The sequence below is a fragment of the Tateyamaria omphalii genome (assembly GCF_001969365.1).
GTDB classification, from domain to species: Bacteria; Pseudomonadota; Alphaproteobacteria; order Rhodobacterales; family Rhodobacteraceae; genus Tateyamaria; species Tateyamaria omphalii_A.
This window is the reverse complement of record NZ_CP019312.1, coordinates 285,286-308,265: the sequence shown is the minus strand read 5'-3', so window position 1 is coordinate 308,265 and position 22,980 is coordinate 285,286. Positions and strand designations below refer to the sequence as shown.

General features: G+C 62.1%; 25 protein-coding genes and 1 tRNA gene. 7 read left to right on the top strand and 19 right to left on the bottom strand.

The window, feature by feature from the left end; translation table 11 throughout:
* Positions 1 to 23 precede the first annotated feature (23 nt).
* Complete coding sequence (locus BWR18_RS01480) at positions 24 to 908, top strand: DUF1206 domain-containing protein (RefSeq protein WP_254684913.1); 885 nt, start codon at positions 24 to 26, stop codon at positions 906 to 908.
* A 72-nt stretch (positions 909 to 980) separates the two neighbouring features.
* Here the strand turns inward: BWR18_RS01480 and BWR18_RS01475 are convergent, their stop codons facing one another.
* The 4 genes from BWR18_RS01475 to BWR18_RS21520 all read right to left on the bottom strand — a co-directional run bounded on the left by BWR18_RS01475 (position 981) and on the right by BWR18_RS21520 (position 4,638).
* Positions 981 to 1,565 carry an exopolysaccharide biosynthesis protein gene (locus BWR18_RS01475; RefSeq protein ID WP_076630049.1) on the bottom strand — a complete coding sequence of 195 codons (585 nt, stop codon included), beginning with the start codon at positions 1,563 to 1,565 and terminating at the stop codon, positions 981 to 983.
* A gap of 91 nt (positions 1,566 to 1,656) precedes the next feature.
* On the bottom strand, positions 1,657 to 3,297 hold the full coding sequence (locus BWR18_RS01470; RefSeq protein ID WP_076626381.1) for a BCCT family transporter: 1,641 nt from the start codon (positions 3,295 to 3,297) through the stop codon (positions 1,657 to 1,659).
* 189 nt (positions 3,298 to 3,486) lie between these two features.
* A complete protein-coding gene (locus BWR18_RS01465) occupies positions 3,487 to 4,224 on the bottom strand; it encodes a universal stress protein (protein WP_076626380.1) in 738 nt (245 codons plus the stop codon).
* 258 nt (positions 4,225 to 4,482) lie between these two features.
* Positions 4,483 to 4,638, bottom strand: coding sequence for a hypothetical protein (locus tag BWR18_RS21520; protein ID WP_157598614.1), 156 nt, complete (start codon positions 4,636 to 4,638; stop codon positions 4,483 to 4,485).
* 251 nt (positions 4,639 to 4,889) lie between these two features.
* On the opposite strand from BWR18_RS21520, the gene BWR18_RS01460 reads away from it, so the two are divergent.
* Positions 4,890 to 5,126 carry a hypothetical protein gene (locus BWR18_RS01460; protein WP_157598613.1) on the top strand — a complete coding sequence of 79 codons (237 nt, stop codon included), beginning with the start codon at positions 4,890 to 4,892 and terminating at the stop codon, positions 5,124 to 5,126.
* A 114-nt stretch (positions 5,127 to 5,240) separates the two neighbouring features.
* Here BWR18_RS01460 and BWR18_RS01455 read toward each other — a convergent pair.
* The 6 genes from BWR18_RS01455 to BWR18_RS01430 all read right to left on the bottom strand — a co-directional run bounded on the left by BWR18_RS01455 (position 5,241) and on the right by BWR18_RS01430 (position 8,352).
* Positions 5,241 to 5,315 (bottom strand) — tRNA-Phe (locus tag BWR18_RS01455).
* Between the two features lie 81 nt (positions 5,316 to 5,396).
* On the bottom strand, positions 5,397 to 5,567 hold the full coding sequence (locus tag BWR18_RS01450; protein WP_076626378.1) for a DNA gyrase inhibitor YacG: 171 nt from the start codon (positions 5,565 to 5,567) through the stop codon (positions 5,397 to 5,399).
* The gene (locus tag BWR18_RS01445; RefSeq protein WP_076626377.1) at positions 5,564 to 6,586 is read right to left on the bottom strand and encodes a ribonuclease E/G; all 1,023 of its coding nucleotides are present in this window, start codon (positions 6,584 to 6,586) and stop codon (positions 5,564 to 5,566) included. The genes BWR18_RS01450 and BWR18_RS01445 overlap by 4 nt, the downstream gene beginning before the upstream one ends.
* On the bottom strand, positions 6,583 to 7,152 hold the full coding sequence (locus BWR18_RS01440; protein ID WP_076626376.1) for a Maf family protein: 570 nt from the start codon (positions 7,150 to 7,152) through the stop codon (positions 6,583 to 6,585). The genes BWR18_RS01445 and BWR18_RS01440 overlap by 4 nt, the downstream gene beginning before the upstream one ends.
* A 9-nt stretch (positions 7,153 to 7,161) precedes the next feature.
* Entirely contained in the window at positions 7,162 to 7,380 is a 219-nt protein-coding gene (infA, locus tag BWR18_RS01435) for a translation initiation factor IF-1 (RefSeq protein ID WP_005978431.1), read from the bottom strand.
* Between the two features lie 81 nt (positions 7,381 to 7,461).
* Positions 7,462 to 8,352, bottom strand: coding sequence for a carbon-nitrogen hydrolase family protein (locus BWR18_RS01430; RefSeq protein ID WP_076626375.1), 891 nt, complete (start codon positions 8,350 to 8,352; stop codon positions 7,462 to 7,464).
* A gap of 149 nt (positions 8,353 to 8,501) precedes the next feature.
* Between BWR18_RS01430 and BWR18_RS01425 the strand changes: the two genes are divergently transcribed.
* Both BWR18_RS01425 and BWR18_RS01420 read left to right on the top strand, forming a co-directional pair.
* Complete coding sequence (locus tag BWR18_RS01425) at positions 8,502 to 9,464, top strand: LysR family transcriptional regulator (protein ID WP_076630048.1); 963 nt, start codon at positions 8,502 to 8,504, stop codon at positions 9,462 to 9,464.
* Between the two features lie 29 nt (positions 9,465 to 9,493).
* Positions 9,494 to 10,192, top strand: coding sequence for an NAD-dependent deacylase (locus BWR18_RS01420; RefSeq protein WP_076626374.1), 699 nt, complete (start codon positions 9,494 to 9,496; stop codon positions 10,190 to 10,192).
* Positions 10,193 to 10,236: 44 nt separating this feature from the next.
* Here the strand turns inward: BWR18_RS01420 and BWR18_RS01415 are convergent, their stop codons facing one another.
* The 4 genes from BWR18_RS01415 to meaB form a co-directional block, all read right to left on the bottom strand.
* Entirely contained in the window at positions 10,237 to 10,725 is a 489-nt protein-coding gene (locus BWR18_RS01415) for a copper chaperone PCu(A)C (RefSeq protein ID WP_076626373.1), read from the bottom strand.
* A 43-nt stretch (positions 10,726 to 10,768) separates the two neighbouring features.
* Complete coding sequence (locus BWR18_RS01410; protein ID WP_076630047.1) at positions 10,769 to 11,110, bottom strand: hypothetical protein; 342 nt, start codon at positions 11,108 to 11,110, stop codon at positions 10,769 to 10,771.
* Between the two features lie 136 nt (positions 11,111 to 11,246).
* Complete coding sequence (gene rpmB / locus BWR18_RS01405; protein ID WP_039684004.1) at positions 11,247 to 11,537, bottom strand: 50S ribosomal protein L28; 291 nt, start codon at positions 11,535 to 11,537, stop codon at positions 11,247 to 11,249.
* Between the two features lie 106 nt (positions 11,538 to 11,643).
* The gene (gene meaB, locus BWR18_RS01400) at positions 11,644 to 12,657 is read right to left on the bottom strand and encodes a methylmalonyl Co-A mutase-associated GTPase MeaB (protein ID WP_076626372.1); all 1,014 of its coding nucleotides are present in this window, start codon (positions 12,655 to 12,657) and stop codon (positions 11,644 to 11,646) included.
* 73 nt (positions 12,658 to 12,730) lie between these two features.
* Here meaB and hrpB point away from each other — a divergent pair, with 73 nt between their 5' ends.
* Positions 12,731 to 15,130, top strand: coding sequence for an ATP-dependent helicase HrpB (gene hrpB / locus BWR18_RS01395; RefSeq protein ID WP_076630046.1), 2,400 nt, complete (start codon positions 12,731 to 12,733; stop codon positions 15,128 to 15,130).
* Positions 15,131 to 15,133: 3 nt separating this feature from the next.
* Here hrpB and BWR18_RS01390 read toward each other — a convergent pair whose 3' ends face one another.
* The 3 genes from BWR18_RS01390 to BWR18_RS01380 form a co-directional block, all read right to left on the bottom strand.
* Positions 15,134 to 16,117 (bottom strand): 2-dehydropantoate 2-reductase, encoded by a 984-nt coding sequence (locus tag BWR18_RS01390; RefSeq protein ID WP_076626371.1) that lies wholly within the window; start codon positions 16,115 to 16,117, stop codon positions 15,134 to 15,136.
* A 4-nt stretch (positions 16,118 to 16,121) separates the two neighbouring features.
* Complete coding sequence (gene argF, locus BWR18_RS01385; RefSeq protein ID WP_076626370.1) at positions 16,122 to 17,027, bottom strand: ornithine carbamoyltransferase; 906 nt, start codon at positions 17,025 to 17,027, stop codon at positions 16,122 to 16,124.
* A gap of 72 nt (positions 17,028 to 17,099) precedes the next feature.
* Entirely contained in the window at positions 17,100 to 18,272 is a 1,173-nt protein-coding gene (locus BWR18_RS01380) for an aspartate aminotransferase family protein (protein ID WP_076630045.1), read from the bottom strand.
* A gap of 250 nt (positions 18,273 to 18,522) precedes the next feature.
* Between BWR18_RS01380 and BWR18_RS01375 the strand changes: the two genes are divergently transcribed.
* Entirely contained in the window at positions 18,523 to 19,428 is a 906-nt protein-coding gene (locus BWR18_RS01375; protein WP_076626369.1) for a DMT family transporter, read from the top strand.
* A gap of 93 nt (positions 19,429 to 19,521) precedes the next feature.
* Positions 19,522 to 20,097 carry a GcrA family cell cycle regulator gene (locus tag BWR18_RS01370; RefSeq protein WP_076626368.1) on the top strand — a complete coding sequence of 192 codons (576 nt, stop codon included), beginning with the start codon at positions 19,522 to 19,524 and terminating at the stop codon, positions 20,095 to 20,097.
* A 76-nt stretch (positions 20,098 to 20,173) separates the two neighbouring features.
* Here BWR18_RS01370 and cueR read toward each other — a convergent pair whose 3' ends face one another.
* Together cueR and BWR18_RS01360 are read right to left on the bottom strand one after the other, a co-directional pair.
* Complete coding sequence (gene cueR / locus BWR18_RS01365; protein WP_076626367.1) at positions 20,174 to 20,563, bottom strand: Cu(I)-responsive transcriptional regulator; 390 nt, start codon at positions 20,561 to 20,563, stop codon at positions 20,174 to 20,176.
* Positions 20,560 to 22,953: a heavy metal translocating P-type ATPase gene (locus BWR18_RS01360; protein ID WP_076626366.1), complete on the bottom strand. Its 2,394-nt coding sequence runs from the start codon at positions 22,951 to 22,953 to the stop codon at positions 20,560 to 20,562. Before BWR18_RS01360 ends, cueR begins: the two co-directional genes overlap by 4 nt.
* Positions 22,954 to 22,980: the final 27 nt, after the last annotated feature.

Below are 22,980 nucleotides of genomic sequence, written 5' to 3'. Positions count from 1 at the left end.
CGCACAGCTTTTGGAGCGGCCCAATGGATATCACGCAAGCGTTGGCACTGGACGGGACGTCTGACCGGGCAAAGCGCCTGCGGCAGGTCAATCCGGATGACCACCGATGGGCTGTCCCGTTCATGCGAGCGGGCTATGCCGGGCGCGCGCTGGTCTACCTTGTCGTGTCCGGATTTTCGCTTTGGTCGATCGCCCAAGGCGGTCAGGCCGAAGGAACGAAAGGCGTGACGGAACAATTGACCGGAAGCGGCTGGCCCGTGCTGGTGCTGATCGCACTTGGCATGGCGGCCTATGCCGTCTGGCGGCTGATTGACAGCATCGCCGATCTGGAAGCCTACGGTACAAACGCAAAGGGGTTGATCGCGCGTACGGGCATGATCGTGACCGGACTTGTCCACCTTGGCATCGGTTTTCTTGCGCTGTCCGCCCTGATCGGGTCGTCATCCGGTGACAGCGGCGGGCTTGTTGCGTCGCTGATGCAGATGCCCGGCGGGCGTTGGATCATCGGGATCGCGGGCGCGCTGACCGCATGTGCGTCGATCTACTACTTCCGCAAGGGGTTGAAGGAAGATTATCGCGGCAATCTGAAGGCCAACGCGTTTACGGCGCGCGCCAACATTGTCCTGAAATGCGGCGTGCTGGCGCAGGGGGCCGTGGTCGGGATCATCGGCGGTCTGATCGTCTATGCCGCGCTGCAGGCGGATTCGTCGCAAGCGGGTGGCATGGGCCAGGCGTTCGAGTGGCTGCGGGGTCAGACCTTTGGCCGCGTCCTTGTCGCTGTTTTGTGTGTCGGCCTTGTGGGCTTTGCGTTTTTCTGCGCTGTGAATGCGGTCTATCGCATTGTGCCCAAAGCCTATGATGGTGCTGGCGAAACGCTGGCCGCCAAGTTCAAATCTGCCATCAACTGACCGGACCGCAGCGGTCGCCCCGCTGCCGCTTTCGCGTGCTCAGTCGATTTCGCGGGCCATGACGTGTCGCGATTACGCTGACGTCATGCGCACCACGATGAAGCCCAGACCCGCATAGGGCAAGAGGGCGAGGATGAAGAACAGGCCATCGGCCGTCAGCATCGCAACCACCAGAAAGCACACGGCAATCGCGGCCGCCGATGCGGAGAAGGGAATGATTTCCAGAAAGGGCATCGCAAGACCGGTTGCCAGGCAAAGCGCTTGCGGAACCCAGAGAAGGGGACGGTGGAACAGGACCGACAGTCGGCGTTTCGTCCGCCGTTCGACCCAGTAGACGACGGGTTCGATCCGCGACAGCGCATCCGCCAGCTTGTCGGCGTCGATTGATCTGGATCGCATTTTCCGGGGGAGGCGTACCTTTCGAAACCCCAGCAGCAGTTCGAATGACAGGATCGCGATCATGATGCCGCAGAAGGCCGACAGGCCCGGAATGCCGGACAAGGGAGTGGCTGCGACAATCGCCGGGACCAGTATGATGGGCAAGAGCCCGCGTTCCTTCAACGCATCAATGATCTCGCCCACCGAAACCTGCCCGCCGGACGCGGCGGCACGAACATCGTCGAGCGATTGTGTCAGGGGTCCGGAGGGTTCAGGCATGGGCGGGACGACCGGTTTCATGGACAAGGGATGGTTGAACGGGCTTTGTCGTTTGTCCCCCGGCCCGATGGTCGGGCCGGGAGTGGAGTGATCAGGTCTTGGCCCGTTCGCTGGCAAGGCCGCGCCAGATGCACCAGCACATGAGCAACAGCACAACGGTAAACAGAAGCCCCGTAGAAATGACCATCGACTGAAGCGCGGCCAGCCCGCCCCCCACGAGAAGGGCGATGGCCACGGCGCCTTCGAAGATGCACCAGAACACCCGCTGCGGGAGCGGGGCGTCGATCTTGCCGCCTGCCGTGATCGTGTCGATCACCAATGACCCGGAATCGGACGACGTGACAAAGAACACGATCACCAGCACGATCCCGATGAAGGACGTGATCCCGGCAAGGGGCATCGGTTCGAGCATCTTGAACAGCTGCAGCGGAAGGTCCGCTTCCTGGGCGGCGGTATAGCCATCGGCCAGGACTTGGTTGATGGCCGTGCCGCCAAAGATCGCCATCCATGCCACACAGACGAAGGATGGGATGATCAGCACGCAGGTCACGAATTCGCGCACCGTGCGGCCCCGGCTGACCCGCGCGATGAACATGCCGACAAAGGGTGACCAGCTGATCCACCACGCCCAGTAGAACGCAGTCCAACCTTGGCTGAAGTTCACATCCTCTCGCCCGAACGGATTGGCGAGCGCGGGAAGGTAGGTGACATAGGCCACCAGGCTGTCCCAGAAGAAGGTCAGCAGGAACGCAGTCGGTCCGACAATCAGGACAAACAGCGCCAGTATCCCGGCAAGCCCCATGTTGATCTCGGACAGCACCTTTACACCGCCATCGAGCCCACGCAGGACAGAAATGAGCGCCACCGCCGTGATCAGGGTGATCAGGACAACCTCGGACGTCGTGCCCATGGGAATGCCAAACAGCGCATTCAGACCCGCCGTTGCCTGCGTGGCACCAAAGCCAAGCGATGTCGCAAGACCGAAGAGGGTCGCGAACACTGCGATGATGTCGATGATGTGCCCGGGCCACCCCCAGACACGCTCGCCCAGGATGGGATAGAACGCTGACCGGATCGTCAGCGGCAACCCCTTGTTGTAGCTAAAAAGCGCGAGGGCCAGGGCGACCGTCGCGTAGATGGCCCAAGGGTGCAGACCCCAGTGAAAGATCGTCGCGGCCATGCCCAGTCGAATGGCGGCCGCCTCATCCCCGCTGGCGGCCCCAAGCGGCGCCCAATCGGTGCGCAGGTCGTTTTCGGCAGCCGTCCCGCCGAAGGCCGTGGAAAAATGCGTCAGGGGTTCGGACACACCGTAGAACATCAGGCCAATGCCCATGCCTGCGGCAAACAACATGGCGAACCAGGCGGGATAGCTGTAGTCCGCAGTGGCGTCGGACCCGCCAAGGCGAACGGAGCCGAACGGCGTTACGATCAACAAGAGCGCAAAGATCACCACGAGGTCGGCCGCACCCAAAAGGAACCAATCGAAGTTCTTGGTCGTAAAGTCGAACATGGCAGAGAAAATTCCGCCCGCCTGCGTCGGAAAGACCAGTGTGAAAAACACGAATGCCACGACGGCCAGCCCCGAGATCACGAAGACCGGATTGTGGATATCGAGACCGAAGGGCCCCAGGCTTTTCTGGATGTTGTCCTGACCGACTTCGTAATTGGTTTCGATAATCTCACTTGCGCCATCTGGTTCGGGAATACCCGTTCCGGCGGTTGTATCTGACATATCAATGTCCCTTTCCGTGCGACAAACCGCGTTGTGTCCGAGCCTTGCACCCCGGAGGATCGCGGTATGCGACTGACGGCGCCCATATGGTGCGCACGCCTGATTTTCTTGATGTCAGGGCACCGGGTCACACGCATGTCGACGGGACGCAACCCGATGTCCGAGATCTCCTTGCAAACTCTTTCGTGATCAATTCGGTTCCGGCACCACAAGGACCGGGCACGGCGCTAATTTCGTGACATGCCTGTCCAACGCGGGATTAAACACCCCCTCCAGCCATGACCTATTGGGCGATCCAACGACGATCAAATCGGCCTTCCAAGTCTCGGCGTAGACAACGAGTTCATCCTCAATCGGTCCCGACCGGATTTCTATTTCAATGGTTTCACCGGTGCGGCAGGTGTCACAAAGTTCTGCCAGGAGCTTTTTCCGATCTGCGATGACCTCGGAATTGTCGACGCTGACGACCTGTGCCGTACCGGCCATCGGCAAGGCCGTTGCCGGACCGACTGCCTCAACATCAGATGGAACGACACTCAACAGCGACACGTCCCCACCGGACAGGTTCGCCAGGTCCAATGCATGATCCAACACGACACGGTTCAGGTCTTGGCTTGAGGTGGTCACGACAAGGATCCGCTTGAACCGCTGCGCGGTGTTCTGGATAGCGTCCTTCGAAAGCACAGCATTTTCCTTGGTTTTGCTGAGCTTTTCCAGTGCAAGGCGAAGGTCTTCGGCCTTGTAGGTCTGGTTTGGGCTTTCCATGCCTTCCGCGGTGGCATCGATCAACTGCTCCGCGTCAACCGCCATTGACTGAAGGACTTTCTCCTTTTCCTCCAACGACAGGTTATCGTCTTTCAAGACTTCGTCCGGCGCATCAAAGAAATACACGGGGTTTGCAATGCGTTGCTGTGCGTAACGGGTCATGGTGTGGTCGTGTTCTCCTTTTATATCTTCGTTTTCTCCAGGGTCGGCGATTGTCGTTGGATCAGGTCAAAGCCGGGTCCCCGTCATGCGCTGCGCTATCAATTCCCTGGCGGAGAATGCTTCTACGCATGTGGTCGGACTGAGCGTTGGATGCTGCGCGGTGTCGGCCGGCCCCGCAAATCTGGGGGAATTACAAATCGTCGCACACAGTTGTTTGTCCACGTCAGGTTTCCCCGAGCAACCGGGACGATGTACTTACTATGTTTTGCCGCGGTTTTGCCCGCCATTGTCGTGATCCAAAAAGCCGCGTGCTTCACCAACGTCCGGCATCGCAGGCGGTATCACCGATAGACTTTGTCGATAGGCACGCATCACTTTTGTGGGTGTAACTTGCGCGTCGTCGATAAGTTCCATTTGAGCCGCCATTGTTATCAGCGGCAGTTCTTTATCGAGGGATTAATGGCTATTCGTCCGAGCCAGCGTAAGGGGCATACTCCGCAGGCTGATGTTTTTATGATGACGTCTTGGCTCGCTTTGATATGCAAATTCTGAACTGGCTTTTCGTGAGGTTCTGCGCACACCGAACACGGTCGGGCGGACTTTGGACGGCGCGGCGGCGTTGGCTTGGGGCGGAATGCTCCAATGCGCTGCAGGACCTCCGCGCGATGTCGAAGGTCGATCCGCGCATCCTGGAAGCCGCGACCAGGCTGAAAGACCTGATGCCGCCGGAAATTCGGGAAAATATCTCGCTCGGACGGCACTCCGCGGAGTTGGCCAATAGGGCCAAGGCCATCCGCAAGACCGATCCCGAACGCGCCGGACTTATCCAGGCCACGGGCCTGCTTCTCCAATCCGCGCAACGCCTTCTCAGCGGATACGAACACCCTTCGTGCGCGTGTTGACCCATCTCCTCAAAAAGTTGCCCCACGGTTGCCCCGAGGCAAGAAACGCTGCAGAAGACTTCGACATGCCGCTTCGCAAACGGAAAAATGTGGATACACTTCAAACGCTTAAAGTGGTGCCCGGGGGCGGAATCGAACCACCGACACGAGGATTTTCAATCCACTGCTCTACCCCTGAGCTACCCGGGCATGGGTGAAGCCTGCGGCTTCGGGTGGAGGCGTGATAAGCGTATCCCAAAGGACTGTCCATAGGAAAATCGCAGCAAATTTCTAGTGCGTTACCGGGTCTTCGTCGCGAGGAAGATCGTCATTCTCTTCGCGTTGTGATGGCACTGTGTAGCGGCCGTTCATCCAGCCCGCGAGGTCAATGTCTGCACAACGGCGAGAACAGAACGGGCGGTACTTCTGCACTCTCTCTTTGGCGCAAATCGGGCAGCTCATGTCAGCACCTCTGCCAGGGGCTGGCGGGCACGTTTGCGTTGCAATTCAAAGTGACCCAGAGGCGTCCAACCGGCCATTACCGTGTCGATATCATCCCGGCGCAAAGCCGCCCGCAATGTGGCTTCGAATGTTGCGCGTTCCTTTTTTGGCATTGGCGCCAAGTCTATTGTGATCTGCCCGCCCAAGCCTTGCACGCGCAGAGCCGAGGGCAGCGCCCTCGCACACGCAAGGTTCGCCCGCAATCCTGAGGCAAAGGAGCCATCAGCGCCAGTGTTCACATCAACAGCCACCAAAGCGCGCGTGGTCTCAACATACATGCTGGCGTCGCCGTCGAGCGGGATGCGCCCCGCCCGGATAGCATCAATGGCGTCCAGAACGCCATGCGCTTCAAAACAACCGGTTTCTGTCACCACGTGCGCCGGTTCCACCCAATCTCTCCACGCCAGAACGTGAGGGCCGTCACCGTCAGTCAATGTTTCCGGTTCCGTGCCTATGTCTGACATGACTTGCTCGGCGAGCTCACGCATCGCGGCGATGTCCTCCAGCACTTCATCTGTATTTGCATCCGCGGCTGCGGACCGCAAAATGAGGCCCATATCGCTGCCCTCCATCCCGTCGTGGGCGAGCGCGAGCAGCGCATCGCGCACATCATCGTCGCGAATGCTGCGCGACAGGTTCAATCCGGGCGCCTCAGGCGTGACAATGGCGTAGCGGCTTTTGAAAAGAACCTTGTGAGAAACGGGAATGGCTTTGCCCGGTTCAGCATAGCCAGTGACCTGCACTTGCAGCACCTCGCCCTGCCCGATCCCTTTGACCCCCCGCAAGTAGGCAGACCCATCGGGGGTTTTGAGGAAAACACCGCCCTGGCTCTTGACCGGCCTGTCTGTGATCGCGCGATAGATTGTGCCGGGTCGCGGTGCATCTGAGGCAATCAGCAGATCATCAAGCCGACCATCGACCATAAGGGCTGCTGCCTCGCGGCCCTTGATGTGATCCAACAGGATTTCGCGACCCTTCATGCCCACACCTTCATGCCAGCAGCGCCGAGCAGTCCGGCGGTTTCCGCGAGCGGCAGGCCCACGATGCCCGTGAAAGACCCGGAAATCCATGGGATCAGCGCGCCAGCGGGCCCTTGGATCGCATACCCTCCCGCCTTGCCGCGCCAGTCTTCGGTTGCCAGATATCCGGCGATATCGGCCTGAGATAGAGCTTTCATACGCACTGTACTCACAACGTCCCGCTCCCAAATGCGATCACCTCTACGAACGGCCACCGCGGTGATCACACGATGTCGGCGACCGGACAGCATGGTCAGAAATTCGCGCGCCTCGCCTTCGTCCGCGGGCTTGCCCAGAATGCGCCGCCCGAGGGCAACGGTCGTATCGGCACAGAGCACGACGTCATTTTCGTCAGCCACGACAGCCGCAACCTTTTCGCGCGCAATTCTTGCGCAATAGGGGCGCGGCAACTCACCCGCCAGCGGGTCTTCGTCGATGTCAGGGGGCCGGACCGAGTCGGGCGCAATGCCCAACTGCCCGAGCAGCTCAAGCCGTCTCGGGCTTCCCGATCCCAGAATGAACGCCACGCGCGTGGCTTATTTGAAGCGGTAGTTGATCCGACCCTTGGTCAGATCGTAGGGGGTCATTTCGACCTGCACCTTGTCGCCTGCCAGAACACGAATGCGGTTCTTGCGCATTTTTCCTGCCGTATGTGCGATGATCTCATGGCCATTTTCTAGCTCGACCCGAAACGTCGCATTGGGCAGGAGTTCCTTCACGACACCGGGAAATTCGAGCGTATCTTCCTTGGCCATGGTCTCTCCTTCGTTACACAGCCCGCCAATTTGCGGACGCGCCACTAAATGCGCCTCCGCGTCCCATAATTCAAGGGCTAATCAGGCCAGTGTTACGACTGTGACAGGATCGGTACGACCGTCCTGCAGCGCCCAATCCCTGCGATTCAGAACAACACCGTCGGCACGCACCGCCGCAACGGCCGATACATCAACCTCGCCATAGACCCATCCGGGTTCGTTCAGCGGGCCCTGCGCGATGACGCCAGTGTCGGGAAAGCCCTTGTCCGGCGGGCCGTAGATACCGCCAGCCCCTACTGAGACGTCAACGGCCTCTGACCAGGGCGCCGCGCCGACAACGGAGGACATCACCGTCACGCACTGGTTTTCCAACGCCCGGGCTTGCGCGCCGATCCGGACACGGGAGTAACCCGAAAGCGCCTCTGTCACCGATGGGACCAACAAGATGTCGGCCTCGGCCAATGCCCTGCCGAGCAATGGAAATTCGCTGTCATAGCAGATCAGAACACCGATCTTGCCCAAGGCTGTGTCGAACAGGTGCAAGGGACCACCGGGTGCGACATTCCAAGTTTCCGCCTCAAAGCGGGTCATGATTTGCTTGTCTTGCCACCCTGTCGCACCGCCGGGTGCAAAGAACCGCGCCCGGTTGACCGGGCGCCGGGTGCCATCGGGCAGGTCGCGCGTTGCGGGTCCGGATGCCGCAAGGATGTGAACCCCGAATTGCGTGGCCAGATCCGCATGCAGCGCATCCGCCTCTTCCAAGCGGTCCGCCACTGCAAAGAGTGACGCCTCCAGATCTCCAGCGACATCGGAACCCGCCAGCGTTGCAAGTTCCATCGCGCCATACTCCGGAAACACGAGCAGCTGGCCACCCGCCTCTGCGGCCTCGGCCACCCATGAGGTCAGCTTGTCCTCATATGCGGCCCAGCTGGGCAAGACATCGAGGGGGTAGGAGGCGGTCGCGATTTTCATACCTCGTTGTGCCTCGGGCAGGGCACCAGGCGCAAGACTCGCGATGTGCCTTTCAATTTTTGAAACTTGAGGCGGGCCGAATGCACATTTTTCTTGACCAACTGGCTGTTCGCACATTCAAAGATCATGAAACTGCAATGGGGCGATACATGCTGAGCAAGGGAGTCACGCTGCGCGGCCTCGAAGTGTTCGAGGCATTGGCCGCCACCGGGTCCGTTGCGCAGGCAGCGGCCGTCACGGGTCTGAGCCAACCAGCGGTGAGCCAGCAGCTTCGCAATCTTGAAACGGCGCTTGCCACGGACCTTGTCGATCACGGTAAACGACCGATGCGGCTGACGCCAGCCGGCACCAGCTTTCTAGCGCGGGCCGAGGCCGCGCTCTCGCAATTGCGTCTGGCCCAATCGGAACTGACGGTCATGGACCTCGCCCACCTGTCGGCGCTGTCCATCGGGGTCATCGACGATTTTGAAAACGACTTGACGCCGCGGCTGGTGACAATCCTGGCTGATAGTCTGACCCGCTGCAAGTTCACGCTGGCCACGGCGCCGAGCCACGAAATCCTGCAGGCCATCGCAGACAAGAGCCTTCACATCGCCATCTCGGCCAGCGACGGGACGATGCGCGATGGCGTGCTGGAATATCCGCTGGCCCGCGATCCGTTCATCCTCGTTGCGCCGCGCGGTGTGGTGCGGAACAACGATCCGATGGCGATCCTGCCCGACCTGCCGTTCCTGCGCTACGAACGGGATCAGCTCATCTCTCGCCAGATCGAAGCGCATCTGGCACGCCAGAAGCTCAACTTCGCAGATCGGTTCGAGATCGGCAGCCACCTGGCCCTCATGGCCATGGTCGCGCGCCGGATCGGCTGGGCCGTGACCACACCGCTGGGCTACATGCGCGCCGGGCGCTTCCACGATCAGGTCGACGCGTTCCCCCTGCCCTTCAAACCTTTTTCTCGGACCATCTCGCTCTATGCCAGTGCCGACTGGGCAGGCGAAGTGCCGACGGATGTCGCCAACACCATGCGCAGACTGATCAAGACGCACATGATGGACCCGGCGCTGACCCAATTGCCGTGGCTGGCTGGCGAATTGCGCCTTTTGGACGCTTGACCGATGCGAAACAGACAAGGAGGTAAGGCATGTCCGCACCGTCTATCGTGATCCTGACCGGGGCAGGTATTTCCGCCGAAAGCGGGCTTGGCACCTTTCGCGAAGAGGGTGGATTATGGGCGCAGCACCGGATCGAAGATGTCGCCACGCCGGAAGGGTTCGCGCGCAACCCGCAACTGGTGGTGGACTTTTACAACGCCCGCAGAAAGCAGGCGGCGGAGGCCGTGCCCAACGCAGCACACGCCGCCCTCGCCCGACTGCAGGCAGAGCACAAGGGTCAGGTCACCCTGGTCACGCAAAATGTCGATGACCTGCACGAGAAGGGCGGCAGCAGCGACGTCATCCACATGCATGGCGCGTTGAACTCTGCGCTGTGCGCAAGCTGCGAACACCGCTGGCCTGCTCCCTTGGCGATGACCGTTGGTCACGGGTGTCCACGATGTGGCGCACCCTCCGCCCGACCGGACATCGTCTGGTTCGGCGAAATCCCGTACCACATGGAACGGATCGAGCGGGCGCTCGCAGAGGCGGACATCTTTGTTGCCATCGGCACCTCCGGCAACGTTTATCCTGCAGCCGGGTTCGTCCAAATGGCCCGCCATGTCGGTGCGCGCACGGTCGAGATGAACCTTGATCCTGGTGAGAATGTCAGCCTGTTCGATGATGTCCGCTCTGGCAAGGCATCAGACACAGTGCCCGTTTGGGTGAATGAGGTGTTGGCACAGTAAGGCGGATCAGGATCCGCCTTACGATTGATCAAGCGCGCAGGCGCCTAGTTGCCGTGATCGCCATGACCAGCATGACCATGCGCGCCCGCTTCGGGTTTGCGTTCGTTGTCGACAGGGATCGTGATGTTCACGTCCCCTGCGTTTTCAAAGACCAGTGTCACGTCGATCGTCCCATCCTGTTCAAGCGGGCCACTCAAGCCCATCAGCATCACGTGATCACCGCCGCGCATCATGTGGTGCATCTCACCGGCAGCAATCGCAAAGCCCTCTTCGACCTCCACCATTTGCATGATGCCGTCGCCGGTTTCGATGTGGGTGTGCAGTTCCACGCGGGCGGCGGCGTCCGTGCGGGCCGCAATCAGCCTGTCGTCTTGCCCGGTGTCATTATGGATTATCATGAATGCGGCACCGGACTGCGCCGACGGGCTTGCCGAGCGCGCGTAAGGATCCATGATCATGATGCCATCGGCCAGGGCCGGAACGGAAAGAAGGGTCGCCGCACATGCAGCGGCAAGGGTCGTGCGCAAGGACATATCGTCCTCCTGTTTTGGAACGTTGAGGTCGGGTTGAGTGAAGTCAGACCGAAACAGGGGGCGCACGTGCGGACGGGCTTGGGACGGCGTTGCCGTCGTGCGCCGCACCGGCAGGCCGTGCGACGTAGGTTGTCCCACGGAACAACGGCGTCGCGACAGCAGCGGGCGGTATGACAGCCGCCAGCAAATGCAAGGCGCAGTCAGGGCAAAGATGCGGTGCCGTCGTCGGTTGCCCATCGCTATCGACGAACACCGTGACAACGGTAGAGCCAGAGCAGATCACAATCTGATCCACTGCGGTGGCTGAGCCACGGGCCATAGCCGCGCTCTGGCTCGTCACCACCAGCACAAGGCTCAGGAAAATAGCGTAAAGGGCGCGCTTCATGCCATCCATCTAAAGCGACTGCTGCGCGGCCTCAACTGCGGCACAATCGCATATGCCATGGTTCGGGAACCGGAACGCAAAAACGTTAAAGCCCCGCGTACAAAGCACGCGGGGCTTTAACGTGGATCTTCTAAGCTCAAGCTGTTGCGGCTTGGGCTTTCGCGATCTCTTTCTTGACCTTCAAGGCACGGTCGGACAGTTCGACATCCTTGGCTTTGGCCAGGAACGCGTCCAGACCACCGCGGTGATCAACCGATCGCAGCGCCGCCGCCGAAATGCGCAGCTTCACGCCGCGGCCCAGTGTTTCGGACTGCAGGGTCACGTCGTTCAGGTTCGGCAGGAAACGCCGACGGGTCTTGTTGTTGGCGTGGCTGACATTGTTGCCAGTCATCGGGCCTTTACCGGTCAGTTCGCATACGCGCGACATGGGTTTATCCTCTTCTCCGCTGTGCCGCCTGGTCCGTTTTGCAAGGCCCGAAACGACATAGGCACCGCGCAGGTCCGGCGGCGCCATCGAAATTCGTTTGGTGGCTTTAGGGGGAATCAGGGACCGGGTCAACCCGGGCCGGGCCGAAATTGCCATCCAGCACGTCCAGCATCTGTGCTGCCGCCGCAGATGGCGCAAGTGCGCCCTCTGCCACACGCGATCCAAGCTGTTCCATAGCACGCTTTGCGGTGGCATCATCCAGCTTGGACAGCAAGGCCGACCGCACGTCTTCCTCGAACCAGTATCGCGCTTGCGCCGCGCGGGTCGCGTCGAAAAAGCCAGCCTCTCGACGCCAGGAAACAAGCGCCTGCATATCAGCCCAGGCGGTGTCCAAACCCTCTTCGGCCAGCGCCGATACCATCATCGCCTTGGGGTAACCGTCAGGGTCCTGGGGACGTTTGCGCAACAAGCGCAACGCGCCCGCATAGTCCGCACAGGTGCGCATGGCCGCTGGCTTCAGGTCCCCATCCGCCTTGTTGATCAGGATCATATCTGCCATCTCCATGATCCCGCGTTTCACACCCTGCAACTCATCGCCGCCCGCAGGCGCAAGCAAGAGCACAAACAGGTCAGACATCTGCGCCACCACAGTCTCGGACTGGCCGACACCCACGGTTTCGATCAGCACCACGTCAAAGCCCGCCCCCTCGCAGAGCGCCACAGCCTCGCGGGTGCGCCGCGCGACGCCGCCCAAGTGGGTCTGGCTGGGTGACGGGCGAATGAAGGCACCCGCCTCACGGCTCAGCCGGTCCATGCGTGTCTTGTCCCCAAGGATCGAGCCGCCTGACCGGGCCGAGGACGGATCAACGGCCAGAACGGCCACGCACAACCCAGCCTGAACAAGCGTCATGCCAAAGGCTTCGATGAAGGTGGACTTGCCAACACCCGGCGTGCCCGACAGGCCAATGCGCAGCGCTTGGCGGTCGCGCGGCAGGGCCGCCAGCACCTGCGTTGCCTGCGCCCTGTGATCTGCACGCCCGCTTTCGACAAGCGTGATACCGCGGGCCAGCGCGCGGCGTTCACCGGCGGCAATGCGTTGGGACAGGTCCTGAATATCCATTGCGGCTTTCTGCGGGCGCATCCCTGAAATGTCCAGTGTTGGCGCCCCCCGCGCCTTCGGCCATAAGGCACGCATGAGCCGCCTGCCCATTGACGATATCCTGCCCGACCTGATCGAGACCCTGCGCGCGCGGGGCCGTGCCGTGCTGCAAGCGCCGCCAGGCGCGGGCAAGACCACCCGCGTGCCCCTTGCGATGCTGGACGCGGGCGTGACCGAGGGACGTATTCTGATGCTTGAGCCGCGCCGCCTTGCCGCGCGGAACGCGGCCGAGCGCATGGCGCAGACGCTGGGCGAAAAAGCAGGGCAAACGGTCGGCTATCGCATCCGCGGCCAAAGCGCGGTCAGCAGAGGCACGCGGATCGAGGTTGTGACCGAAGGTATCCTGACCCGCATGTTGCAGGACGCCCCGGACTTGCCCGGCGTCGGCGCCGTCATTTTCGATGAATTTCACGAACGCTCGCTTAACGCCGATCTCGGCCTCGCGCTTTGTCTGGAAGTCTCCGAGGCGCTCAGGGACGACCTCATGCTCCTTGCCATGTCGGCCACGCTAGATGCAGGACCGGTTGCAGATGTGATGCAAGCTCCGATCCTCACATCCGAAGGGCGCAGTTTTCCCGTGACGCCGCACTGGCTGAAAACCCCTCTGCCCAAAGGCACGAAGTTCGAAACGGCGATGGCCGAGCTGATCCGCACGGCATACCAAGATGCGCCGGGCGGGCTGCTCGCCTTTCTGCCGGGCGAAGGTGAAATCAGACGCACGGCCGCGCTGCTGTCTGATCTGCCAAATGTACAACCGCTTTTTGGTGCGATGGACTTCAAGGCGCAGCGCGCCGCCGTGACCCCGTCCGACACGCGTAAAATCGTTCTGGCCACATCAATTGCCGAAACCTCGCTCACCATCCCGGACATCCGGATCGTGGTCGATGGCGGCCGGGCAAGGCGGGCGCAATTCCATCCGTCGTCTGGCATGTCGCGGCTGATCACCGAGCGTGTCACGCGGGCCGAAGCCACCCAGCGCGCGGGCCGCGCCGGGCGCGTGAGCCCGGGCGTCGCCTACAAGTTGTGGACCAAAGGAGAAGACGGCGCGCTGTCCGCCTTCCCTCCCCCCGAGATTACCGTTGGTGACCTGACCAGCTTCGCTTTGGAATTGGCGATCTGGGGCGCGGGCGAAACGGACCTGCGCTTTGTCACGCCACCCCACGCGGGCCGTCTTGAGGAAGCGCGCGGCGTCTTGCGCATGTTGGGTGCGCTCGACCCGCACAACCGCATTACGGCGCACGGCCGCGAACTGGCGCGCCAACCGCTGCATCCCCGCCTTGCCCACATGCTTGTGAAAGCAGGCGCAGGGGCCGCGCCGCTTGCCGCACTTCTGGCCGACCGGGATCCGTTGCGCGGTCGTGGAGTGGACATCGGCTTGCGTCTGCGCGCGCTGAAGTCGCCGCAGGACTTCGGGGATGCCGCGCATCGCGGCGCCATCGCGCGCATCCGGGACGAGGCAAAACGACTTGCTGCACGGCAAGATCAGGGGCCTGCCCTCAGCCCAGCGGCGATGGCCGCACTGGCCTACCCGGACCGGATCGGCAAACGTCGGCCCGGCGATGCGCCGCGCTATGTCCTCTCCGGCGGCAAAGGCGGGGTGATGCCGGATGGGGACGCCTTGGCTGGTCAAACGCTGATCGTCGCAACCGACCTCGACGGTAACCCGCGCGAGGCACGGATCCGGCAAGCTGTAGCGCTGTCTTTGTCCGAGCTGGAAGACCTGTTTCCAGACCAGATCACCTGGACCCATACCTGCACATGGTCCAAACGGGACGGTGCGGTGTTGGCACGCACACAGCGGCAGTTCGGTGCGCTGGTGCTGGAGGACCGCGCCTGGCACGACGCGCCCGATGACGCCATAGCATGCGCCATGCTCAGCGGGGTGCGGCAGCTCGGCCTCCTGCCCTCGAAAGGCGCAAAGCGGCTGCTGGCGCGCGCCGCGTTGATGGGTGGCGACTTTCCCGATCTTGGGCCCGACGCGCTGATGGACAGCTTGGAGGACTGGTTGCTGCCTCACCTGCCTGGTGTTCGGACTGCGGCGGATTGGAAAACCTTCGACATCCTGCCCGCGCTAGAGGCGCACCTTGGCTGGGACAATATGCAACGCTTGAACCGCGTGGTGCCCGGCCATTTCGAGACGCCGTTGGGCCGAAAAATCCCAATCGACTACGACGCGGGGACGCCCGGCATTTCCGTCAGACTGCAGGAGATGTTCGGCGTGACCGGCCATCCGATGGTCGGACAGGTGCCATTGCAGATTACCCTTCTGTCGCCGGCGCAGCGGCCCGTGCAGGTGACATCCGACCTGCCGGGCTTCTGGGCCAACTCCTACGCGGATGTGCGCAAGGACATGCGCGGGCAGTACCCGAAACATCCCTGGCCCGAAGACCCGACGCAAGCGGACCCAACGCTGCGGGCCAAGCCAAGGCGATGACTTCTACCGCCTGATCTGATCGGGTTTCAGGCCCGGCGAACCCTCGCCCGCCACCTCCGCTTCACGGATCAGGTGGCGCATCCGCGCGTTGAGCGGTGCTTGTCGCCCGTGGCGGTCTGCAAGCGCGATGATCGTGCCTTGCAGGGCGTCAATCTCGGTGCGTCGCCCGCGCTTCAGGTCCTCCCACATGGACGATCTGGCATGGGCGTCAATCGTCAGCATCTGTGCGGCGATCCGGCGAAAGACTGGTGTCGGCAGGCGCAGGATATGAGGGATGAGCTTGGGTGGAACGGCCGTGGTCTTGGCAGGCGATATGCCTGCGACGGCGAGGATCCGCAGCGCTTCGGCCATCTGGTCCGCCATCAGCCGACGCCACGCGCGGCTTTGCAATTGCGTGAGCAGGGGCAGATCGGACAAAGCGTTTATCGCGTTCCCCAGGTTGATGAGCAGCTTGCCCCACTGCACCGCTTCGATGTTGTTGACCTGGCGCCAAGTCAGTGTCGGCGTCGACATGTCCGGCAGCGGCCCAGCTTCGACCAAGATCTCTCCAGATGTCGCCCGATGATAATGCGCGGGCCCCTCGGCCACGACGTTGAACGGCACCATCGCTGCCCGGATATCTGCTGCGGGCAAGGCCGCGCGCAAGAGGCCCGCGTTCTCGACGCCGTTTTGCAGGCTGATCACCTGCGCCTCAGGGGCGTGCGCCGCAATCTCGGCTGCCATCGCGCCCGTGTCGCCCGACTTCACGCAGACCAGGATCATGTCCGCACCCGTCAAGGCGTCCGCCGATGTCTCGACCATGCATGGCGCGGCAACGTGTTCGGCATGACCGGCATAGTCCGTCAAGCTCAACCCGGCTTGAGCGCACGCCGTCACGACCCGCGGTCGCGCAAGGAACCGCACATCATGCCCGGCCGAGGCGAGCAGACCACCCACGTAGCAGCCGATGCTGCCCGCGCCTGCGACCGCTATGCGTGGGCCAGTCAAAGCGTCAGGTGCCCAGGCACCAGCGCATGATCGCCTTTTGCGCGTGCAAGCGGTTCTCGGCCTCGTCGAAGATGACGGAATGCGCGCCGTCCATCACTTCGGACGTCGCCTCGTCATCGCGGTGGGCGGGCAAGCAGTGCATGAATAGGCTGTCGGGCTTGGCGCGGGCCATCAGCTCCGCATTGACCTGATAGCCGCGCAACTGGTTGTGCCGCCGCTCGCGGGCCGATTGCGGGTCATGCATGCTGACCCATGTGTCGGTCACAATCAGATCCGCCCCCTGCACGGCAAGGTTTGGATCACGCTCAGTCGTATAAAGGCCATCAAGCGCAGGTTCGGGATCCAGCGGCTCGGGCCCGGTAAATGTCAGATGAAAGCCGAACTGCTTGGCCGCGTGCGCGAAACTGGCAAAGACGTTGTTGCCATCCCCCGACCACACGACCTTCTTGCCTTTGATCGGGCCGCGATGCTCCTCGAACGTCATCACATCGGCCATGATCTGGCAGGGATGGGTCCGGTTGGTCAGCCCATTGATGACGGGAACGGAAGCGTATTCCGCCATTTCGAGCAATGTCGCCTCTTCAAAGGTCCGGATCATGATCAGATCGACATAGCGGCTAAGCACGCGGGCCGTGTCGGCGATCGTCTCGCCGTGGCCCAATTGCATGTCACTGCCCGACAGCACCATCGTCTGGCCACCCATCTGGCGCACGCCCACGTCAAAGGACACGCGTGTCCGCGTGGACGGCTTTTCAAAGATCAGCGCGACCATGTGACCAGCGAGCGGTTGTTCGTCATCCGGCGCGCCCTTGGGCCGTCCGGCCCGCGCGGTTTTCATGGCCTGGGCGCTGTCGATGATCTTGCGCAGCTCGGGCCGGTCCGTGGTGTGAATATCTAGGAAATGCGTCATGTCATGTCTCTTGGTGGAGAGCGCCGGGGGCCAGCCCCCCGGACCCCCGGGATTTTTCTGAAACAGAGAAGATCAGGCAGCAACAGCCTGCGCTGCGGCATCGAGGCGCGTGATGGCCTCTCCAATCTCTTCATCCGTGATGTTCAACGGCGGCAAAAGGCGGACTGTGTTGTCAGCAGCAGGTACGGTGATGACATTGTGCGCGTAGCCGGCGGACACGACATCGCCGCACGTGGCCTTGCACTTGATACCCAGCATCAGACCAGCGCCGCGGACCTTTTCGAACACATCGGGATGGGCGGCAATCAACCCCTCGAGTTTCTGGCGCAGCCGACCCGCCTTACGGTTCACTTCCGCCAGAAACGCGGCGTCGCTGACGATGTCGAGCACGGCGCAGCCCACGGCACATCCCAGGGGGTTGCCGCCATAGGTGGAGCCGTGCGTGCCAGCAGTCATACCACTTGCCGCGTCTTCAGTCGCCAGAACAGCACCAAGGGGAAAACCGCCCCCGATGCCCTTTGCGACCATCATGATGTCCGGCTCGATCCCGGCCCATTCGTGCGCAAAGAGCTTGCCGGTCCGCCCAACGCCACATTGCACTTCGTCCAGGATCAGCAGAATCCCCTTTTCATCACAAAGGTCGCGCAATCCCTTCAGGCATTGATCGGGCACGGGGATGATCCCCCCTTCGCCCTGCACGGGTTCGATCAGGATGGCGGCGGTTTGATCCGTGATGGCGGGCGCAATCGCATCATGGTCGCCGAACGCCAGGTGGGTGAAGCCGGGCAATAGCGGTCCAAACCCCTTGGTCATCTTCTCGGATCCCGCGGCGGCGATCCCGGCGGAAGACCGGCCATGAAAGCTGCCCGAAAAGGTGATGATATCGACCTTGTCCGGGCGCCCTTTGTCATACCAGTACTTGCGGGCCATCTTGACGGCCAATTCGCAGGCCTCAGTGCCCGAATTGGTAAAGAACACGGTGTCGGCAAAGGTCGCATCGACCAGCTTGTCCGCCAGCGCCTGCTGCTGCGGGATGTGGTACAGGTTTGACGTGTGCCACAGCGCGCCCGCCTGGTCGGTCAGCGCCTGCGTGAGGGCAGGATGGGCATGGCCCAACGCGTTCACCGCAATGCCCGCCCCCAAATCCAGAAAACGTCGGCCATCCGCCTCGATCAGCCATGCACCTTCACCTTTGACAAAGGTCAAAGGGGCGCGGTTGTATGTTGGCAGAACGGACGTGATCATGAGGATCATCCTTTTTTGGAAAGCCAATGCGTCAGAGCACGTTGGTGCATGAGGCAAAAGGCGGGGTCAACAATTTTGAGGATAGGGGCGTACCATCACGGCACCAATGATCAGTCGCAGGCGTTAGCTGCGTCGCGCGGGTCGTCGAAGGGTGCTCAAACTGATCATGGCGCTCGTTTAGCGAAGCGACGCCCGACATACCAGCAAAATCACACTTGCGCTCGCCACCGCAGAAGCGCACGCATCCAACATGTTCGCGCCCAAGGTTCAAAACCCCGCGCTTGCGGCGCTGCTCATCGTGTGCGCCTGCGCATTCATTGCCGCCACCACGCTGTTTGCAAAGGCGCTGGGGACGGATCAATTTGGCACGCCACTTCACCCCTTCCAGATCAGCTTTGGGCGCTTCCTGTTCGCCTTACTGACCCTCGGTACAGTAGCACTGATCCTGCGCCCGACACTGCAGCGACCGCATCTTGGCCTGCATCTGGCACGAACAACAAGCGGTTGGGCGGGGGTCACACTGATGTTCGCATCGGTTGCCTATATCCCCCTGGCGGACGCAACCGCCATTTCCTTTCTGAACCCTGTCTTCGGCATGATCCTGGCGATCCCGCTTCTCGGAGAGCGGGTGGGAAAGTGGCGCTGGTTGGCGGCGGGCATCGCACTTGTCGGTGCGATGATCCTGCTGCGCCCAACGCCGGAGGGTTTCCAACCCGCAGCACTGCTGGCGTTGGGTGCCGCTGTGGCTCTGGGGCTGGAATTAAGCTTTATCAAAAAGCTGACCGGTCGCGAGGGGCCGTTTTCGATCCTTTTGGTCAACAATGCGATCGGTCTGTGCATCGCGGGATTTGCCGTGTCCTTTGTCTGGACCCAGCCCAGCGGGGCGCAATGGGCACTGATGGCGGGTGTTGGATGCGCAATGGCCGCCGCACAGGCCTGTTTTGTCAACGGAATGGCGCGTGCGGACGCCAGCTTTGTCGCACCCTTCAGCTACGCGACCCTGATATTCGCGGCGCTCTATGACGTTGCGTTTTACGGGGTGATCCCCGATGGCGTCACCGTCCTTGGGGCTGCGATCATCATCGGGGGCGCGCTGCTTTTGGCGCTCCGCGAAGGGGGCCGCGCGAAACCCACTGCAAAACGTCCTCCCTTGTAACTTCGACGCGCGTGATTAGAATAGGACGCTAACACCAAATGAGACACAAAGGCGGCCCCGTGTGAGGCCGCTTTTTAAATCGGAAAGCTGCTGATGTCCTGGACCGACGAACGCGTTGAACTCTTGAAGAAAATGTGGGGCGAAGGTCAATCGGCCAGTCAGATCGCCAAGGAGCTTGGCGGCGTCACGCGCAACGCAGTCATCGGAAAGGTGCACCGGTTGGGCCTGTCGAACCGCGCGGGCAGCGGTGGCAGCGCAACGACCGCGAAAGCAGACGCAAAGCCAAAGGCCGCTCCCAAGGCCAAGGCAGAGCCGAAACCGCAACTCAAGACGGAACCGGCGGTCAAACCTGCCCCCGCGCCGGAAACCAAGGCGGCCGTTCCGGCCCGCAAGCAAATCATCCCGGCAGGCCAGCCCCTGCCGCCGCAACCGTCGGCGAATGAAATCAGCCCCGAGGCGCTCGCCAAGGTCAATGAGATCGAGAAAAAGGCCAAAAAGATCAGCCTGATGGAACTGACCGAGCGGACCTGTAAGTGGCCCGTAGGTGATCCCGCAACAGACAATTTCTGGTTCTGCGGTCTGCCGGTGCAACAGGGCAAACCCTATTGCGAGGCACATGTGGGCGTGGCCTTCCAGCCCATGTCGTCGCGCCGCGACCGTCGGCGCTGATCCAAAGGCCGCCTGACGGCGACAGCATTGTTTTGGGGGCTCTGCCCCGTCGCTGGCGCGACCCCCCGAAGTATTTTCAGCCAGAAGAAGACAGCTTGTTCAGGATAGGGCAGTCCGGTCTGTCATCCCCTGCGCATGTCTGCACCAAGTGGCTCAGAGTGTCGCGCATCGCCGTCAGATCGGCAATTTTCGTCTCGATCGCCTGGAGATGCTCCTGGGCAATTTTTCGAACGTCTGCGCTGGCGCGGGCGCGGTCTTCCCACAATGCAAGAAGCGAACGGCAGTCTTCGACCGAGAACCCGAGCGCGCGGGCGCGTGCCAGGAATGTCAGTTGATGGATATGCGTGTCCGAGAATGACCGGTAGCCATTGGCGCCACGGTCAGGGCTGATCAGGCCGATGTCTTCGTAGTACCGGATTGTTTTGGCTGGCAGATGTGTCACTTCGGCGGCTTGCGAAATGTTCATGCCTCCCCCTTTCTGCGCAAGCGCAACGCGTTGGTCACGACGAACACGGACGACAGCGCCATGGCCAGTGCCGCAAGCGCGGGCGACAGTTGCGGTCCGCCAAACGGCACCAGCACCCCCGCCGCGACCGGGATGAGGGCAGTGTTATATACAAAAGCCCACCCGAGATTTTGCCAGATATTGCGCAAGGTCGCCGCACTTATGCGCAAGGCGCGCAGGACGGCAGCGGGATCCGGAGACATCAGCACCACGTCTGCCGCTTCGATGGCGGCATCTGTGGCCCCGTTCACGGCCAGGCCCACATCGGCGGAGGCCAGCGCGGGCGCATCGTTCAGCCCATCCCCGACAAAAGCCACCTTGCCATGCGCTGCCCGCAACTGTTCCAGGGCCTCCACTTTTTGATCCGGCTTCACGCCTGCCACGACCGTTTCGATCCCGAGTGTTCGGGCCACGTGTTTGGCTGCTGCGTCCGTATCGCCTGAAATCATTGCAACGACGCGCCCTTGCGCCTTGAGCGACGCGATGGCCCCTTTGGCGCCGTCCCGCACCGTGTCCCTGACGCAAAGCGCTGCAATATGTGTATTGCTGGCGGCAACGTGCACGACGGTTGCGCCCGTTTGCGCCCATTGGTCAGCCTCAGCAACAAGCGCCTGATCCAGAGAGATGTCTTCGCGGACCAAAAGGTCGACATTGCCAACGACAACGCGTTGCTGCTCAACATACGCAATGGCACCGGCCCCAAGAACAGCGTCAAACGCTGTCACATCTGTCGGTGTCCTCGGCGCCGCGCTGACAATGGCGCGCGCGATCGGGTGCTCGGACAGGCTTTCGACACCTGCGGCCAGGGCCAGAACCGTCTCAGCGCTCCAGCCATCTGCAACGGCCGTGTCGTGCACGCGCGGGGTGCCAAGGGTCAATGTTCCGGTCTTGTCAAAGGCAACGACAGCCGCGTCCTGCAGACGCTGTAGCGCGTCCCCCTTGTGAAACAGAACCCCAAGTTCCGCCGCCCGCCCCGTGCCAACCATGACCGACATCGGGGTGGCCAGCCCCATGGCACAGGGGCACGCGATGATCAGCACGGATACGGCGGCGACAACAGCTGGCGCTAATCCGGAAAGGGCCCACCACGTCACAAAAGTCACCATCGCAATAAAAAGAACCGCGGGAACAAACCACGCCGTGATGCGGTTGACCAACGCCTCGACCGGAAGCCGCGCGGCCTGGGCGTCCCGGGTGAGGGTCGTGATGCGCGCGAGGACGGTGTCTTCGCCCACATGCGTTGCCCGCAAGGTCAGGCTGCCAGTTGTTGCAACGGTGCCACCCGTGATCGGATCACCGGTCTGCTTCAGAACCGGCACCGGCTCGCCCGTCAACATGCTTTCGTCGACATGGCTGTGGCCTTCTTCAACAACGCCATCGACGGGCACACGACCACCTGGCCGCAGACGCAGCAGATCACCGACCATGATCTGCGCAAGCGGCACCTGCTCTGTTCCTCCGTCCACAACGCGCTCTGCGTGGTCCGGGCGCAGGGACAACAGACGACGCACCGCATCCCCTGTTCGCCCTTTCGCGCGCGCCTCCAGCCAGCGGCCCATCAGGATCAGCGTGACGATGACCGCCGCCGCTTCGAAATACACGCCGGATGGTGGCAGGATGCCCGGAGCAAGGACCGAGAATGCCGAAAACGCAAATGCCGCCCCCGCGCCAAGCGCCACCAGCGCATCCATATCCGGGCGCGCCTTGATCAGGTTTGGAAAACCGCGACGGAAAAACCCCGCGCCGGGCCCGGCCAGAACAATGGCGGTGAGAACCAGCTGGCACAGGTGGCTGTTTACGGTGCCAATGTTGCGCATCACCCAGTGGTGCAGCGGTGGAAAGGCATGCCCACCCATTTCGATCAGAAAGACAGGCAGCGTGAGCAGCCCGGCAATCACAAAGCGCCTGAAATCCTCCGCACCCGCGTCGGCCTTGTCCGGGGCGTCTGTGGGGTCCGCACGATCTGCCGGATAGCCGGCCGCCTCCAGGGCCGCGTACACTGCCGCATCCGGGCCAAGCGTTTCAAACACCACGGTTTTCGTAGGCAGGCGCGCGTCGGCGCGCACCACATCCGGCACCGATCGCATCGCGGCCTCGATCCGTCCGACGCAGGACGCACAGGACATGCCCGGCACATGGACCTCAGCCCGCTGTACCGCCGCAGGATAGCCCGCCGCGTCCATGACCCGCACCACATCGGGCGCCGAAACGCCGGACACGCGTGCGCTGTGGTCGGCCAGGTTCACGCGCGCCTCGCGCGCCCCCGGCATCCCGGCCAGCGCCGCCTCGGCCCGGCGCACGCACGAGGCGCAATGCAAACCGGACAATCCAAAGGTCAAAACGGTACTCATAGGACGCAGATAGGCCTTCCAGTGACT